The sequence below is a fragment of the Oscillospiraceae bacterium MB08-C2-2 genome (assembly GCA_035621215.1).
Lineage (GTDB): Bacteria > Bacillota > Clostridia > Oscillospirales > Ruminococcaceae > WRAV01.
This window is the reverse complement of the sequence record CP141729.1, coordinates 1,369,962-1,386,981: the sequence shown is the minus strand read 5'-3', so window position 1 is coordinate 1,386,981 and position 17,020 is coordinate 1,369,962. Positions and strand designations below refer to the sequence as shown.

16 protein-coding genes and 1 riboswitch are annotated in these 17,020 nt (G+C 49.0%); of the genes, 10 read left to right on the top strand and 6 right to left on the bottom strand.

Annotated elements, in window-relative coordinates:
• Positions 1-13 precede the first annotated feature (13 nt).
• From U6B65_06115 to U6B65_06100, 4 genes are all read right to left on the bottom strand, one after another.
• A complete protein-coding gene (locus U6B65_06115) occupies positions 14-754 on the bottom strand; it encodes an amino acid ABC transporter ATP-binding protein (GenBank protein ID WRS28706.1) in 741 nt (246 codons plus the stop codon).
• A complete protein-coding gene (locus U6B65_06110) occupies positions 751-1,584 on the bottom strand; it encodes an amino acid ABC transporter permease (protein ID WRS28705.1) in 834 nt (277 codons plus the stop codon). Before U6B65_06110 ends, U6B65_06115 begins: the two co-directional genes overlap by 4 nt.
• Before the next feature lie 338 nt (positions 1,585-1,922).
• Entirely contained in the window at positions 1,923-2,807 is an 885-nt protein-coding gene (locus U6B65_06105) for a transporter substrate-binding domain-containing protein (protein ID WRS28704.1), read from the bottom strand.
• Positions 2,808-2,908: 101 nt separating this feature from the next.
• Positions 2,909-3,081, bottom strand: a riboswitch (Lysine riboswitch).
• A gap of 395 nt (positions 3,082-3,476) precedes the next feature.
• Positions 3,477-4,217 (bottom strand): SDR family NAD(P)-dependent oxidoreductase, encoded by a 741-nt coding sequence (locus tag U6B65_06100; protein WRS28703.1) that lies wholly within the window; start codon positions 4,215-4,217, stop codon positions 3,477-3,479.
• A 388-nt stretch (positions 4,218-4,605) separates the two neighbouring features.
• Between U6B65_06100 and U6B65_06095 the strand changes: the two genes are divergently transcribed.
• The 3 genes from U6B65_06095 (at position 4,606) to U6B65_06085 (ending at position 6,665) form a co-directional block, all read left to right on the top strand.
• Positions 4,606-5,499, top strand: coding sequence for a YafY family protein (locus tag U6B65_06095; protein WRS28702.1), 894 nt, complete (start codon positions 4,606-4,608; stop codon positions 5,497-5,499).
• Between the two features lie 61 nt (positions 5,500-5,560).
• The gene (locus tag U6B65_06090) at positions 5,561-6,202 is read left to right on the top strand and encodes a GyrI-like domain-containing protein (GenBank protein ID WRS28701.1); all 642 of its coding nucleotides are present in this window, start codon (positions 5,561-5,563) and stop codon (positions 6,200-6,202) included.
• A 43-nt stretch (positions 6,203-6,245) separates the two neighbouring features.
• On the top strand, positions 6,246-6,665 hold the full coding sequence (locus U6B65_06085; protein WRS28700.1) for a pyridoxamine 5'-phosphate oxidase family protein: 420 nt from the start codon (positions 6,246-6,248) through the stop codon (positions 6,663-6,665).
• A gap of 139 nt (positions 6,666-6,804) precedes the next feature.
• Here the strand turns inward: U6B65_06085 and U6B65_06080 are convergent, their stop codons facing one another.
• Together U6B65_06080 and U6B65_06075 are read right to left on the bottom strand one after the other, a co-directional pair.
• Positions 6,805-7,866 carry a LacI family DNA-binding transcriptional regulator gene (locus U6B65_06080; protein WRS28699.1) on the bottom strand — a complete coding sequence of 354 codons (1,062 nt, stop codon included), beginning with the start codon at positions 7,864-7,866 and terminating at the stop codon, positions 6,805-6,807.
• Between the two features lie 438 nt (positions 7,867-8,304).
• On the bottom strand, positions 8,305-9,543 hold the full coding sequence (locus tag U6B65_06075) for an IS110 family transposase (protein WRS28698.1): 1,239 nt from the start codon (positions 9,541-9,543) through the stop codon (positions 8,305-8,307).
• A 356-nt stretch (positions 9,544-9,899) separates the two neighbouring features.
• Here U6B65_06075 and U6B65_06070 point away from each other — a divergent pair, with 356 nt between their 5' ends.
• The 7 genes from U6B65_06070 to U6B65_06040 all read left to right on the top strand — a co-directional run bounded on the left by U6B65_06070 (position 9,900) and on the right by U6B65_06040 (position 16,993).
• Entirely contained in the window at positions 9,900-11,063 is a 1,164-nt protein-coding gene (locus U6B65_06070; GenBank protein WRS28697.1) for a Gfo/Idh/MocA family oxidoreductase, read from the top strand.
• A complete protein-coding gene (locus U6B65_06065) occupies positions 11,011-12,165 on the top strand; it encodes a Gfo/Idh/MocA family oxidoreductase (GenBank protein ID WRS28696.1) in 1,155 nt (384 codons plus the stop codon). Before U6B65_06070 ends, U6B65_06065 begins: the two co-directional genes overlap by 53 nt.
• A gap of 58 nt (positions 12,166-12,223) precedes the next feature.
• The gene (locus U6B65_06060) at positions 12,224-13,534 is read left to right on the top strand and encodes an ABC transporter substrate-binding protein (GenBank protein WRS28695.1); all 1,311 of its coding nucleotides are present in this window, start codon (positions 12,224-12,226) and stop codon (positions 13,532-13,534) included.
• Positions 13,535-13,693: 159 nt separating this feature from the next.
• Entirely contained in the window at positions 13,694-14,569 is an 876-nt protein-coding gene (locus tag U6B65_06055) for a branched-chain amino acid ABC transporter permease (GenBank protein ID WRS28694.1), read from the top strand.
• On the top strand, positions 14,569-15,558 hold the full coding sequence (locus U6B65_06050; protein ID WRS28693.1) for a branched-chain amino acid ABC transporter permease: 990 nt from the start codon (positions 14,569-14,571) through the stop codon (positions 15,556-15,558). Before U6B65_06055 ends, U6B65_06050 begins: the two co-directional genes overlap by 1 nt.
• Before the next feature lies 1 nt (position 15,559).
• Positions 15,560-16,285: an ABC transporter ATP-binding protein gene (locus U6B65_06045; protein ID WRS28692.1), complete on the top strand. Its 726-nt coding sequence runs from the start codon at positions 15,560-15,562 to the stop codon at positions 16,283-16,285.
• Complete coding sequence (locus tag U6B65_06040) at positions 16,286-16,993, top strand: ABC transporter ATP-binding protein (protein WRS28691.1); 708 nt, start codon at positions 16,286-16,288, stop codon at positions 16,991-16,993.
• The last annotated feature ends 27 nt before the right edge of the window (positions 16,994-17,020 follow it).

The window sequence follows — 17,020 nt, the reverse complement described above, 5'->3', positions numbered from 1 at the left end:
AGGAGCAGTGGCTCTATGCCTGACGGAAGCGGGAAAGGAACTCCACTGTCCGTTGGTTCTGGGGGTTGGTAAAGAGCGCTTGCGGCTCGCCCTCTTCGCAAATCACACCATCCGACATAAACACCACATGGCTGCTGACATCACGGGCAAAGGCCATCTCGTGGGTAACCACCAGCATGGTCATGCCTTCACGGGCCAAGTTGTGCATGGCTTCCAACACTTCGCCTACCATTTCCGGGTCTAAGGCGGATGTTGGCTCATCAAACAGAAGAACCTCCGGCTCCATAGCCAGTGCACGAGCTATTGCAACCCGCTGCTTTTGGCCGCCCGAGAGCTGGCGGGGCTTTGCGTTGATATAAGGGGCCATACCGACCTTATCCAGATAAGCAAGAGCATCTGCCTGAGCCTGTTCCTTGCTCTTTTTCAGAACCCGAACCTGACCGGCCATACAGTTTTGCAGGACAGTCATATTCTCAAAAAGGTTGAAGGACTGGAACACCATACCCACCTTGGAACGATAGGCAGTTACCTTGGTTCCATGAGCGGTAACATCCTTGTTGTGGTGCAGAATTTGCCCGGAGGTAGGCTCCTCCAGCAGATTAATGCAGCGCAGAAGTGTGCTTTTCCCGGAACCGGAGGGGCCGATGATGCTTGTTACATCCCCTTTGCTTACGGTAAAATTAATATCCCGAAGCACAACATTGTTACCAAAGGATTTGGAAAGATGGCGAATTTCTAAAACCGGCTGGCTCATATGGGCTTCCTCCCATCTTGGTTGTGCTTATGATCATGGCTTCTGCCACGGTGGCGGTAGGTTCCCGCAGTCAATGTAAGGTGGTCACCCAGAGCCAACTCAAAGCTGGCAGGGCCATCCATGTGCTTTTCTGCCCAGCGCAGCAGGAAGGAAGCGGCCAAGGTCATGCAGAGATAACCCAGCATCTCAATTGCGGCAGAAGGAAAATACAGGTTGTTAACCCCCGTAATGTAGCGGTGAAAAGCAAAGAATTCAGTAAAGCCGATGATAAACATCACCGAAGTATCCTTGATGTTGATGATAAAGTTATTGCCGATCTGAGGCATAATGTTGCGCAAAGCCTGCGGAAGAATAACGGCTGTCATAGTCTGGAAGTGGTTCATGCCGATGGCCTTTGCCGCCTCGGTCTGGCCGGGATCGATGGAGATGATACCGCCGCGAACCGATTCGGCCATGTAAGCCCCGGTGTTGATGGAAACAATGAGTATAGCCGCCGCCCATATGCTGTCAAAGCGCATGCTGTTGCCGGAGAAATAGGGGAGACCGTAATAGATGAACACCGCTTGAAGCACCATAGGCGTACCACGGAAAATCTCTACATAGGCCCGCACCAAAACCCGGACAAGCCCCAAAGCGAAGCGCTTGAGCAGACTGTCGCTTTTGGAGTGGGGGATGGTGTTGAGTATGCCACAGGCTAGCCCGATAAAGCATCCTATGGCGGTGGCTGCCAAGGCCAGAAGCAGTGTGTTTTTCATCCCGCCCAGATAGGCAGGAGCGTATTTTGACCATAGCAGAACCATGTCCGAACCCAATTGTATGAGCTGATCCATTGGCACATAGGCTCCTTTCGCTGATATGTGATATAGGCTTAAAGCCGCAAGATGGGAAAAGGGCGGCAATCCGCCGCCCACAGACTGTAGACAGAGCTACTGTTAACTTGAAGAGGGTATCATTCTGATTTGCAATTATTCCGTAGTCGAATTGATTTCGACGCAGGAATACCACTTTTTGTGCCGAGGCGGCACAATCCGGGGGGAATATGGGGGGGCATTGGATGCCCCCCATAGAGGGTCTATACCGCATTACCCACATGCACGCAGAGCACACTTGTGGGTAAGCACGGCAATATGCACTGGCATAGAAGTTGTGAAGCTGTAACGCAGCAGAATCAGGCCTCGGGCTGAACAGCAATGGCTGCATCCATCATGGCAGTGAAGTCAGCCTCAGTCATGCCGGAAAGAACCGTATTCATAGCATCCAGCAGCCCGGTGTTGCCTTTCTTTACCGAAATACCGATGTTTACATTTTCGGCCCGCTCAGTCTCGGAAGCAAACTGGAAGTCACCGTCGGTGCCTGCAAAATCAAGAATCACCATGTCGGGGTTGGTGGCAACCGCTCCCATAGCAGTGGGCATATCGGTGCACACAAAGTCCACTGTGTTGGTTTGAAGAGCCATGATCATGGAAGGCGCAGTCTCAGAAGCGGTCTGGAGATTCGCATCGGGAATCTGGGGCAGGCAGGTGTCATACCAGATGGTGCCCGACTGAGCGGTGCATTTGCCGCCTTTGAGATCGGCAATGCCTTTGGCCGCTGCAAAGGGGCTGTCCTTTTTGGTGACAAGCACAATGTTGGCGTAGTAATAGGGGCCTGCCATATCGACTTCCGCCATACGGTCAGCAGTCATGGATTGGCCTGCGATGGCTGCGTCAATGGTTCCGCTCTGGAGAGAAGGGGTCAAAGAATCCCAAGCTGTGCTGACAATTTCCAGATTCCAGCCATTGGCATCTGCAATCTTCTTAGCAATTTGCACATCGTAGCCGTTGGCATAAGCACCGGGCACGTTGGAAATGGGAACAGCGTTGTTGGCATCGTCCATCTGTGTCCAGTTGTAAGGCGCATAGGCGCATTCCATGCCCACCCGGAATACAGTGTTGCCGCCATCTGTGCCCTGTGCCTCAGCAGGAGCGGAGCTGCTGCCTGAAGAGGAGGAACCGCAGGCCGCCAAAGCCAAGACAAGGGATAAGGTAAGGAGCAGTGAGAAGAGCTTTTTCATACAATGACCTCTTTTCTTTCACATAAAAAAACCATAAACACACCCAGAGGAGATGCGTTCATGGTAAATTGGTGTGAACCTCCAAGAGGTCTTGCCTTTATACCAGTGATAGCGCTCCACAGGTGTGTGGCAGTTCGCCGGATATTCTCCGGCAAGCCAGGGAAAGCAGTTCAGACAAGCTGGTCATCCCTTCGGCGAAGGCCCCTTTCAGCGGGAGCGGGTGTCTGCCCTTTGCTCCAAGCCTACTGATGACGGTCGCACCTCTATCATGTGTTATTTGTGTGTAATGCTAGCATGGATAGAGCCAAATGTCAAGAGAATAGAGGCATATTTGCACCGCTTCTGTCGAAAAATCAGCCTATTTGAATAGGATATGACGCCACATCATCAAAAAAATTTCAAATTCCTATAGCGGATGGAAAATCAACCCATAGAAAAGCTCGAAGCTTATAGTATCCCCATGGAGCATGATTTCTTCGGTTGCTTCGGAAGGGACTTGCCCCAAGTGTTTGAGGGTCTCCGCCAAAGCAGAGGTAGCGCTTAGCAAATAAAGGTCATTCTTTGCTGCGGTAACCAGGGTGTATACATAAAAAAGGCTTGTCTCCTGTTTTACGCAGAAGACAAACCCTCTTAATCGATTCATTTGGAAATAGACTAAATTCGATCGGGTTACGGCATTACAAATCCGCCGTTGGGAGAGATAGTCTGGCCAGTCACATAAGGTGCAGTCAGGATATAAGCCATACAGCCGGCTATATCTGAGACATCGCCAATATAACCCTGCGGAATGAAAGCGGCTAAAGCATTTAGCTCTTCTTGGTTAACGCCACGCAGCATATCGGTCATGATCATGCCGGGAGCAATGGCATTCACTCGCACTTTTCGTGCGGCAAACTCAAGAGCCAGGGCACGTGTCAGGCCAAGAACACCGCTTTTGGTGGCGCAATAATCAGCCTGATTGGCAACGCCCACAAGGCCGCCAATAGAAGAAATGTTAACGATATTGGAATCATGATCCACCATATAAGGTAGTGCCAGATGGCACATGTGCAGCAGGCTCAGCAGGTTGGTTTCGATCACCGCTGTATATTGCTCACGGGTGATATCAATAAAGTTGCAGTTGTTTGTAATACCCGCATTGTTGATGAGTGCATCGATTTTATTGCCGAAATGATCAACAGCAGTTTTAACAAGATTTTCGCAGTCTTCATACTTGCTGACATCGGCGCGAACTACCAGCGCTTTTACACCATATTGTTCAGTCAATTCTTTGGCCAGATTATCGGAAAGGCCTTTTGAGGAATCACTTCTGTAGTTGATGACCACATCGTAACCCAGTTCACCCAGCTTATGTGTCATGGCACCGCCCAGACCCCTTGAGCCTCCTGTAATGATCGCCGTCTTACCCATAAAACTACCATCCTTTCATTCTTTTAAGTGATAAAAAACAGTATACGAAAATTGAATGTGCATTTGTTTGATAAAATAATAACAAAACTTATACTAGGATAACACGTGGCTCTAATTTTGTCAAATATTAGTATAAAAACTCAAAAAACACCAATGGACATTCCTAAGCGCTATTTTGCCCAGAGTTTTGCTAAATAAATTTTCTGGGTAAAGTTTATTCTCACTTCAAAATATTTCCGGATTCAAGGGCAACCACAACAATCTCAGCGGTATCGCGTAAGGATAACAGAAGACAGCTGTATGCAAAAAGCGAAAGAAGGGTAAAGATTAAATATGCCTTGTAAATGTCATATTATCTGCTTATAATAGAAACAAGGGGTGTAAAGATATGCAGATCAACAGACTTTTCGAAATGGTGTATTTACTGCTGAATAGGGAGAATATTACGGCAGGGGAGATGGCAAGATATTTTGAAGTTTCGACTCGCACCATTTATCGCGATGTAGAGCTTTTATCTTCGGCAGGTATTCCTGTTTATATGACCAAGGGCAAGGGGGGCGGTATCTCACTTTTACCTGATTTTGTTCTGAATAAAACAGTTCTGACTGAGGAAGAAAAAGCGGATATTCTTTCTGCCCTGCATGCAGTTGATTCTGTTCGCTTAGAAAAAACAAATTCAGCGGTAAAAAAGCTATCCTCATTGTTTGGGAGCGCTGATCACGATTGGGTGGAAGTGGATTTTTCCGGCTGGGCCAAAGGTGAGGAAGAAGCCTTAGCTTTTACTGCATTAAAGAACGCCATTCTTGAAAAACACACGGTGGAATTTTTCTATCACAGCGGTGCAAGAAGCATCCAGAGAACGGTTGAACCATTGAAGCTTTGCTTCAAAGGGCAGGGCTGGTATCTCTATGCTTATTGCCGTGTGCGAAACGATTACCGTTTTTTTAAGCTGCGCCGCATTAAAAATTTAGCGATTTTGGAAGAACAATTTGACCGGAAGAAGCCCGAGAAAATATTCGATGGAAGTAAGCTCTTTCAAGACAACTTTGTGACCATTACTTTGAATTTTTCAAAGGAGATGGCGTACCGGGTTTATGATGAATTTCCAGAATATAAGCTGATGCCGGATGGAAGTTTTGAGGCAAAGCTGACTATGCCTCGAGGCGAATGGGTGTATCACTATCTCGCTACCTTTGGTGAACACTGCGAAGTATTGGAGCCGGCAGATATTCGCTTGCAAATAAAAGAAAAACTGCAAAAAACATTGGATCGATATCTTTAATATGACATACTGCTGTCTATTTTAATGCGTTATGCTTAGTGTGTAAATTGGAGGAGAGAATATGGAAAAGTTGGATTATAAAAAGAAGTTTAAAGAATTATATCAGCCAAAAACAGAGCCTGGGGTTATAGATGTGCCCGAAATGAAGTTTGTTCAGTTTGATGGCCGTGGCAACCCCAACGAGGAAAATGGTGAATATCAAGGGGCTATTGAAACGCTGTATGCTTTATCTTATGCCATTAAGATGCTGCCCAAGAATGGGCCGGCGCCCCTGGATTATTTCGAATATGTTGTGCCTCCTCTTGAGGGGTTTTGGTGGCTGGCCGACAGTGAAGAATTCGATTACAGCAGCAAATCCAAGTTTTGTTGGACATCGATGATTCGCCAGCCCGAGTTTGTAACCGATGCGGTGTTTGCTGCCGCCTGTGAAATCACAGCAAAGAAAAAACCGCATCTCATTCTCGCAAAAGCACGGCTTGTATCCTTTACAGAGGGCCTTTGTGTTCAGTGTATGCATCACGGCAGCTTTGATGATGAACCTGCGACACTTGAAAAAATGAAAGTATTTATGGCAGAAAACGGGCTGCAAAATGATCTTTCCGATACACGCCGTCACCACGAAATTTACCTCTCTGACCCGAGAAAAGTTGATACAGCAAAAATGAAGACAATCCTGCGTTATCCCGTTAAAAGAATGATATAAGCTTTTATCACATTAAAATACAAAGAGATAGGCGAAATGGCCAATGGATTACAGAAAAGAATTTGAGCGTATGATGGAAACGCAGAGTGAAATTGCCCTTGCAACTTCGGTGGATGGGCTTCCAAATGTTCGTATAGTTAATTTTTATTATGACCGGGAAGGGAAAACTCTGTATTTTTCAAGCTTTGCAGATAACCAAAAGGTAGCGGAGCTGGAAGAAAATCCCCGGGTGGCGTTCACCACCATTGCAGGCAATGGTGAAGAGCATGTCCGTGTTAAAAACGCCGTGGTGCGCAGAAGCACAATTGCTGTGGATGCGATCAAGGGTAAGTTTCTTGCGAAGATGCCCGAGTATATTATGAGCATTCCTGATGTACTGCCTGCACTGGTGTTGTTTGAGGTTCCTTTTACCAATGCCGATGTAGTGCTTGATTTTGAACATATGGATACCATATCGTTATAAAAAATATACCCTGCTGATTATATTTCAGCAGGGTATATTTTTTATAACATCGGCAATCTTGCGAGTGCTTCCGGAAAATTGGCTTATAAATTCAATCGGCCAAAAGCTTACAAAAGATGAACTTTGAAAGGGAACCCCCTCACCGCAGGTCACGAATGGATTCCCCATATTGAAGGGTGCAGGGCAGAATTTCCTGAATAAATTCCCGCTGCCCAACATTGCCTTCCGCAATGCGTTTGAGAAGAATTTCAGCCGCTTTTTCTCCCATTTGGGCAGCGGGCTGCGAAATGCAGGTGACCTTGAGCTCGTTCATATTGATCCAAGGGGGGCAGCCAATAAGTGCAACCGAAATATCGGCCGGGATTTGCAGTCGAGTTTGCCGCAATGCCTTTATGCCGCCTTCGGCCAGCAGATAGTGGCCATAAATAATGGCTGTAACGTCTTTTTGCTCCAAGATGGCACGGGTCATGCGGGCGCCTTCCTCATGGGTGATGTTGCTCTTGAGAATCAGCTCCGGCCGAATGGGAATCCCATGCTCCCGCAGTGCCTGAAGATAACCGGCCTCACGTTCCTTTAGATTGGATACCGCCGTATCCCAAAAAAGAAAAGCAATGTTCTGGTGACCCATTTTGATCATGTGCTCAGCCAGCGCATATCCAGCCTGAAAGTTATCACTGGAGATAAAGTCATAAGGGTGCTCCACATTTTCTAAGGGGCGCTCAATGGCAACGAAAGGCATGCCAAGCTCACGGATATACCGGGTGTTCTGGCCACCCTCCACGGTGGGAATAATCAGATATCCATCGGGGCGCAGCTTGATCAGGCGCTCCATAACCTGCCGCTCCTGCTGGGGGTCATCAAAGGTATTGCAGGTGGAAAGCACATAGCCTTGGGCATTGGCAATTTTTTCGATAGCTATAAAAACATTCACAAAGAAGTGATTGCTGAACTGAGGGGTCAGCACCGCTACCACCCCTGTTTGTTTTCCTTTCAGGCTGCTGGCCAAGCCGCTCTTTACATAATTGAGCTGGCTGGCCGCTTTGAGAACACGTTCCCGCAATTCCTCGCGGATATAACGGTCCTTGGAGCCGTTTAATACATAAGATACCGTTGCAATGGAGGTGCCGGCCAGCTTGGCAACATCGCTTATGGTTGCAAGCTTTACCTCTTCTTTGACCGCAAATTTCCCTGTAAGATCCATATGCTCTCCCCAATTGTGGAAACGTTTCCTGTCCTATAATGCTGATTTTAGTTTACCTTGTCTGTCTAGAAATGTCAACCAATAGCTTGGCATAACAAGATGATTATTTTGTGAATAGCTATTAAAAAAAGAGGAAGAAGAATTAAAAGGTTAATTCCTATAAAAACTTAGTAGAATAATGGCTTATACTATAAAAAATAAACAATTTGTTTTTAAAAAGTTTGGCAAAACGGATGGTTGACACTCAGATTATTCTGCGGTATGCTAAAAATATCTCAATAAGGAAACGTTTACTTACTATGTGAATTTGTTTTATTCAAAATTAAAAAGCCTGCAAATAAGAAGTCAATAGGAAAATGAAGAAAAACAGCAACGCGAAAAGGTGGAACACTAATAGGCCGCCGCCAGTAGCGCCGACCAAAGCTATGCGGAACGAGTTTAGCGAGATAGCCCAGTGGAATCCATATCCACAGGCTTGTCCAGAGTATTCATGTATTCCTTTACCCTGCCGTAGTAAATACGCAGGAATTTGTTACAGCCAGCGGTCATGTAGACATGATAGGGCTTACCCTCGGCTCGTTTTTTGTTCAAAAACTGAAACACAGGGTCGTCTGGGGGCGCTTTTTGCAGCAGGATTGTCATGAGGATAAAGAGCGTCTTTCGCAGTTCCGGAGAGCCCCGCTTTGACGAACGCGTGCTTTTCGCCTCGTAGCTTCCGGACTGGTTTGCGCCCGGGTCAACCCCTGCAAAGGCCGTCAAGGAGCCCTTGTGTGCAAAGCGGCGAACATCGCCAATCTCCGCCATAAGCTGCGGCCCGAGAGATTTTCCGGCACCATACAACCCCATAACCACTTCGTATTCAGGAAGCTCCTGTGCGAGCCGGTTCATCTCCGCGCGGAACACCTCCACGGTTTTGGAAACGGTACCCAGTTGTGTAATTGCTTCCTGCACCATCACTTTGGACAGCGGATTTTTCGGCAGCATGGCAATCAGTTCTTTCGCTTCCGCGTGAATCTGGGCAGCTTTGGCGGTACTGAAATTGTATCCGTGCCGCTTGCACCACTTGCGGTAACGCTCCACGAAGGAGATCTGTCCTATACCCCTTACGCAGTCCACGTGCCAGAAGGACGCGGCGAAATCCACCCACTTCTGGCTGCCATCCGCACGAACGGGGCTTTCAAAGAGGGCGTTGACTCCGGGGTAGGTCTGGTCAAGCAGGGCAATGAGATTGTTCTTCAGCGCCGTCTTGTTCTTGGTGTACAGACCATATTGCCGGTTCATGCTTTTCAGTTGGTAGCGAATCGTATCCATAGGAGTATGTTGGCGCAATTCGGCCCAGTTGTCAAGGCCATACCGGGCAATCTTGAGCGCATCCGCTTTGTCCGTCTTGACCTTACGGAGCGAGTTATTCCCGTATTCCTTGATGAGCAGCGGATTGACCGCACTGACAAAAACTCCGGCGTCATGCAGCATCTGGGCCACCGGTTCATAGTACCGCCCCGTGTGTTCCAGAACCACCCGCGTCTCGCCCTCCAGACTTTTCAGCCGCTTTGTCAGCTCGCTGAGTTCACTGGAGGTGTGGCGTACCTCATAGGGCTTTGCCACCAGCTCCCCAAAGGGACGAAGAACCGACACCATGCTTTTCCCTTTGGAAATATCTATCCCGACTGCGTTCATAACCCCACGCTCCCATCACAGATTTACAATTGGCGTACCATCCTTTTCTCACTGCCGATTCTATCTGTTTGATGACACGAACGCGCCGGATGGCGGCTCTACCTGCACAAATCGAACGCTGCGAGCGAGAGGATGACTGACTGACTTTTCAACGGACGCGAAGTCCTTGGAGATAACCGCCAGGCCTATTGTCCTCTCATTTTATCAGCTTAGGCAATGAAATGGATAATGGCGCAACTGGATGCTGCGCCACCAACCAAATATATAGTAACAGGAGGTAAAAGCCTTTTTATAATAGGCTTTTGGCCGGTTTGACATGGCTTGAGCAATACAGCAGCAAGAGGTGAGGCAATTAAATGCAGCAGAAGGCAGATGGGCAAGGCTATGCCCCAACAGGAGAATACAAGCCGGTGTGTTCCAAAGGGGAATTTCAGGTTGGGATCATCGGCTTGGATCACGGGCATATCTATGGCATGTGTAACGGATTGCTGGAGGCCGGGGCAACCCTGCATCTGGTCTGGGATAAAAGCCCCGATAAGATAGAGGCATTTCGCAGGCAGTATCCTGATATCGGTATAGCCGCCTGCCCGGAAGAGATTTTGGAATCCGACAGCATACACTTGGTGGCCTCGGCGGGAATCCCCTGTGACCGTGGGGCGATCGGTATAGAGGCGCTGCGCCATCAGAAGGATTTTTTTTCAGACAAACCGCCCTGTACCACTTTGGAACAACTGGAGGATATACGCCGGGCCGTGAAAGAAACAGGCCGGAAATTTGGTGTGTATTACAGCGAACGGCTCCATGTGGAAGCCGCAACCCATGCAGGTGCACTGATTAGCCAAGGTGCTATTGGCAAAGTGCAGCACGTGATGGGGTGGGGCCCCCACCGCATCTCACTGGATACCCGGCCCGAATGGTTTTTTGATCCGGCGTGTTATGGCGGCATCCTGACCGATATCGGATGCCACCAAATCGAGCAGATTCTGGCTTTTACCTCAGCTAAGAGCGCTGTTATCGAAACAAGCCGTGTGGGCAACTTCGCCCATCCTACTTATCCGAAGCTGCAGGATTTTGGAGATGCCTCCATCACCTGCGATAACGGTGCCACAGGATATTTCCGGGTAGATTGGTTTACCCCAGCTGGGCTGGGCTCATGGGGTGATGGGCGGGTTATCATTGAAGGGACAGAAGGCTATATCGAAATCCGCAAATATCTGGATATTGCCCGTGACCCGGAAGGGGATCATATCTACTTAGTAAACGGTGAAGGCGAGTATCACTTCAAAACAGCGGGCAAGGCAGGTTTTCCCTTTTTTGGGCAGTTTATCAAGGACTGCATGGAACGCACCGAGCTTGCCATGACACAGGAACATACCTTTTTAGCCATTGAGCTTGCACTTCAGGCCCAAAAGCAGGCTCGCCATATTCAGGCAAACCACAGGCAGACCGGAGAGGAGAGAATGGCCCATGCTGCAAGTTGCCATAGTTGGAGCGGGAGCGGTAGCCCCGGCCCACGTTGAGGCTTATGGAAAATACCCGGAGCTTTGCAGGGTGGCAGCAATCTGTGATCAAAATGTTCAGAGAGCACAGGAGCTGATTGAAAGCACCGATTTGGATGCACAGGCCTATGGGAGCCTGCGTGAGGTTTTAAACCAGCAGCACATAGATGCCATTTCTATTTGCCTGCCGCAGGGATTGCATGCCGAAACTGCCATAGCGGCCCTTCAATCCGGGAAGCATGTTTTGGTGGAAAAGCCGATGGCTGCGTCACTGGAAGAATGTGACCGAATGATTGAGGCACAAAAAGAAAGCGGTAAAATTCTTTCGGTTATTTCTCAAAACCGGTATAAGATTCCCACCATGAAGGTCAAAAAGATGCTGGAGCAAAAGACTGGTGGGCCAGTTCGTCACGCCACAGTGAATTCGCTGTGGTGGCGGGGGGATTCCTATTTCAACCTGCGCTGGCGTGGCGTATGGGAAAGGGAAGGCGGCGGGTGTTTTACCACCCATGCGGTGCATCATCTGGACGTGATGCAGTGGATGCTGGGCATGCCTCAGGCGGTAACGGCTGTTATTTCCAATGTAGCCCACGAAAACTCGGAATGTGAAGATTCCGGCGTGGCCATTTTTGAGTATCCCACCCACCTGGCACAGTTTACCTGCAATCTGGTTACCCACGAAGAAGAGCAGGAAATGATCTTCCAGACAGAGAGCGGGCGCATGGCAATTCCTTGGCGCACAGCGGCTTCCAAGGAGCTTCCCAATGGCTTCCCGGTGCAGGATACAGAGGCCATAGGAAAATTGGATGCGCAATACAATGCAATTCCAGAACTGGCAGAGGAAGGGCATACAGCCCAGATCGGCAATTTTATCAAGGCATTATCCGGTATGGAACCATTGATGATTGACGGCCCTGAAGGCCGCAAGGCTGTGGAGCTGATCACAGGCATCTACAAAGCGGCTGTAACGGGCACCCGGGTGGAGTTCCCCATTTCGGCGCAGGATGTCTTTTACTGCAAAGATGAGATGATCGGGCAAATGCCCCGGTTTCATGAAAAAACACACTGGGAAGAGCACGCCAAAGTCTTACCGATTTCTTTTGGACGGGATGTTGGGCGGTAACCGCCGCCGGTATATATGCAGGCACCGAGCACTCAATAAGAATTGGAGGTTATTCAATATGCAAACAAGTAAAACAGCCACAGCTAAACGAGTTTTGACAGCACTTCTGGCACTGATGCTGGTGTTTTCTCTTTCAGCCTGCCAAGGCAACAATGTAAGCTCCGCAGGTGGAAGCAGTCAGGCAGCTTCCGGCAGCACCCCTGCGGGTGATTCTCAAGACCCCATCAAGGTGGCCGCGTTCTTCAGCCTTTCTGGTGCCAACGCTGATGCGGGTATGCGGGATAAGGAAGGCACAGATCTGGCTGTAGAGTATATCAACAACAACGGCGGCATTAAATCCATGGGCGGCCGTAAGCTGGAAATTGTTTATGGCGACATGATGTCTGATGTATCGCAGGCCAAGGCAGTAACCGAACGTGTGCTGGCTGATAAAAAAATTGTAGCGGCTGTCGGCGTGGGCGGAAGCGCCTATGCGGTGCCCCAGCTTCCGATTATGGAGAAAAACGAAATCCCTTACATTCTGATGGGAACCGCCGCCAGCCTGACAGAGGAAGGCTTTGAGTATTTGTTCCGGGTCACCGCTTATGGCGGTGCAACCGGCTCCTTTGGCCAGATGCAGGTTCAGTTCCTCCAGTGGCTCAACGAGCAGTATGGCGCAAACACCTCCAAGGTTGCCATTGTTTATGAAAACTCCGATTTCGGTATTTCCATTGCAGACAGCAACCGCACCATGATCGAAGCGGCCAACATGGAAGTGGTCTATGAGGAATCCTACCCCGTTGGTATGACCGATGCCTCCGCACTGGTTGCCAACATGAAAAACAGCGGCGCAGAGGCGGTTCTTATTGCCAGCTTCCCCCAGGAAACCAAAATGATCATCAATGCAATGAAGAGCATCAACTACTCACCGGTTATCATCGGCGGCGGAGCGGGCTTTAACTTCCCAGAAACCGCTGCGGCCATGGGAGACGATGTTATTGGTTTGACCTCGGTTACCATGAGCAACTGGGATACCCTTTCGGTCCAGGATAACCCGGAGCTGAAAAAGATTCCCGAAGCCTATCGGGAAAAGTACGGCGTTTTTATGTGTGAGCATGCCATTTCCGCTTATGCCAACATTATGATTCTGGCCGATGCGCTGGAGCGTGCCGCCACAACCGAAGGCCCTGCCCTGCGGGATGCGATTCGAGCCACCGATATTCCCACCACCCAGGCCCGTGGAAATGTTAAATTCGATGAAGTGGGAAACAATGTTAACGCAGTGCCCGTTATTGTGCAGTGGCAGAAGCTGGAGGATGGAACCCTTGCTACCTGCACCGTATTCCCTCGTGAGGATGCTTCACGTGAATATCTGTACATAGAGAACTAGCAAAAATGGTTGCCAGAGAGGTTTTATGGATCCTTTGGATACCAGATGCCTCTCTGCCTTGCTTTTCAAAGGCAGGCCATATAGTCATGCGCTTGCAAACAGCTGCGGTTTTGGGCTGATTGACACAGCGGGATCCAAAGCATAAAAGGAGGGCATGCAGTGAGCTGGATTGTAGGCCAGGCAATCATCAACGGATTGCTGGCAGGGGGCATTTATGCTCTGATTTCAACCGGGGTTACCATAATCTTCGGTGTTATGAAAATGATCAACTTTGCCATGGGCGAATTTTTAATGATCGGAATGTATATGACCTGGATCGGCTATGCTGTATTTGGAGGAAATGGGTATACGCAGGTGCTTTTTGCCATTGCGGCCATGGTTGTTACCGCTTATGTCTGCTTCCGATTGACCATTGAAAAACTTTTGGGCCGGAGCAGTACTGCCTATATTCTCATGACCGTGGGGCTTTCATTTTTTCTGCAAAACCTCATGCAGATTATCTTCGGGCCCAATTACAAGACCATTCCTTCCTCCATTAACACACAGTCAATCTATGTGGGGGAGTATTCCATCAGCGTCCCCAAGCTGATTGCTTTTATCTGTGCACTGGTTCTGATTTTTGTGATCAGTGAAATTATGAACCGCACCTCTCTGGGGCGTGTGATGCGGGCCACGGCGGAAAAAACCAATGTGGCGGAAATGCTGGGGATCGATACCAAAAGGACCTTTACCATTGCCTTTATTATGGGCATTGTGCTTGCCGGTATAGCGGGGCTTCTGCTGACACCCATTTATGACATCAAGCCCACAGCGGGAACGATTTTTAAATCCACAGCGCTGATGATTGTGGTGCTGGGTGGCGAAGGCAGCATCAAGGGCGCTTTTATCTGCGGCATGTTTGTCGGCTTAGTGGAGCAGCTGGTGGCCACCTTTATATCGCCTGATCTGGGGCCGGCGGCTATCTTTGTGTTTTTCCTGCTGGTTGTATATTTCCGGCCGCAAGGCTTGTTTGGCCAAAGGAGGCGTACGGTATAATGATTCGCAAAAATCTAAAACGACAGCCGCTCATTCTCCTTGGATTGCTTCTGATTCTTTTGGGCGTTCCGCTGGTGGTGAAAAGCAACTACTATATTTCTATTTTGGTCTATTGCCTGGCCTTTGCCGGTTTGGGGAGTGCTTGGAATCTAATCGGCGGCTACGGCGGGCAAATTTCATGGTGCCATTCCGGTTTTCTGGCTATTGGGGCTTATACAGCCATTATGATCCAGAAATACTTGGGCATCTCACCTTGGCTGACTATCGGGATCGGTGTGGTTCTCTCTTTTTGCTTGGCCACCATGATCGGTTATGGAACCTTTAAGCTGACAGGCGCCTATTTTTCGTTGGCAACCATGGCCTTTTCCGAAATATTGCGCCTGCTACTGCTCTATTTTAAAGGCATAACAGGTGGTGCGGCGGGGATGTATGCACCCAATAAGCTCAAACCCGGTTTTGGAAACCTGATGTTCCAAACCGATGTGCCCTTTTATTACATCATGCTGATTATGCTGGCCTTGGTGGCGCTTGTTGCCGTAATTTTTGAAAAAACCAAAACCGGGCAATATCTGCGTGCCATTAAAGATAATGAGACAGCCGCCCAATCTCTGGGCATTGAAACCTTTAAGGTAAAACTGCGGGCTTTTCAGCTCAGTGCGGTGATTACCAGCGTCATCGGTGTTTTTTACGGAACCTTTCTGGGCTTTATTGATCCGGCAAGCGTTTGCGGAAACGATGTTGCTGTGAAAATCGGGCTGGTGGCCATTATCGGCGGAACCGGCACCATTATGGGGCCGATTATGGGGGCCTTTATTCTGGTACCGCTGATCGAATTTGCGGGTGTACTCTTTGGGCCCAGAGGCGGCAGCCAATTGCTTTATGGATTGGGCATCATCCTGATTGTTCTGTTTATGCCGGATGGACTGATTCAGCTGTTCCGGCAAAAAGCTTGGGGCAAAAAAGAAAAAGCCAAGTCGGGAGGGGCCTGATATGGAATCTATTTTGCGGACCGAAGACCTCTCCATTTCCTTTGGCGGATTGAAAGCAGTGCAAAATCTAAGCTTTTCTCTTCGTAGGGGAGAAATCCTTGGCCTGATTGGGCCAAACGGTTCAGGAAAATCAACCGTTGTCAACCTGATTTCGGGCATATACAGGCCGGATGCTGGCAGTATCTTTTTTGAGGAAAAACAGATTCCTTATAAAATGAGTGTTGCGGAGCGTGCACGCACCGGAATTGGCAGAACCTTTCAGACTCCCCAGCCTTTCGGCACCTTGACCGTATTTGAAAACGTTTATACTATTGCGCTGCAATCCCGAAACAAGCAGGAGGCTGCCGCTAAAGCAAATGAAATTCTGCAAAGCACCGGGCTCTATGATCTCCGGGATATTCAGAGCTCCAAGCTGCCCATCGAAAAGCGGAAATGGTTGGATCTTTCCAGAATCCTTGCCAATAACCCTAAGCTGATTATGCTGGATGAGGTGTTGGGTGGGCTGAACCCTTCCGAAATGGAGGAAAGCCTTCAGCTGATTCAGCGAATCAACCGGGAGATGGGCATGAGCTTTTTGTTTATTGAGCATGTGATGAGCGCAGTGCTCAAGATTTGCTCCCGCTGCATTGTGCTCAATGAGGGAAAGCTTCTGGCAGAAGGAGACCCTTCGGAGGTACTGGCAAGAAAAGATGTTATTACAGCTTATATCGGAGAGGAGATGGAGTAGATGCTGCTGGAACTAGACCGCATTTCAGCCGGATATGGAGACCTCAAGGTTCTCTTTGATGTATCGCTCCATATCAAGGAAGGTGAAGTGGTCTCGCTGGTGGGGCCCAATGGTGCAGGGAAGACCACCATTCTGAACATTATCTCCGGTTTTGTGCCGGTCACTTCAGGCGGGGTTGTTTATCAAGGCACTGACCTGACTAAAGTAAAAACTTCGCAGCGGGCCAATTTAGGAATCGCTCATATTCCTCAGGGGAGAGGTGTTTTGGAAACACTCAGCATTGCCGATAATCTTTTGCTGGGAGCCTATAACAAGCACAGCCATGCACGCCAAAACGAAAATATGGCAAAACAGCTTGATCGGTTCCCTATACTGAAAGAACGTGCAAAAAAACCGGCCGGTTCCCTAAGCGGCGGGCAGCAGCAGATTTTGGCTATTGCCCGGGCTATGATGATGGAGCCTAAGCTGTTGATTCTGGATGAACCCTCTCTGGGGCTTGCCCCCATCGTGGTGAAAGAAATGTTCTCCATTATTGCGGATGTTTCCAAGCAGGGAATGTCGATCCTGATTGTGGAGCAAAATCTGGTGCAGGCTCTTTCGGTTGCAAACCGGGGATATGTGCTGGAAACCGGCCGGGTTGCTATGGAAGGGAAAGCCGAAGAGCTGCTGGAAAATGAAAGCATTAAGCGCACTTATCTCGGCATCTAGCTGCTTGCCCAATGGCTTTGACTATCA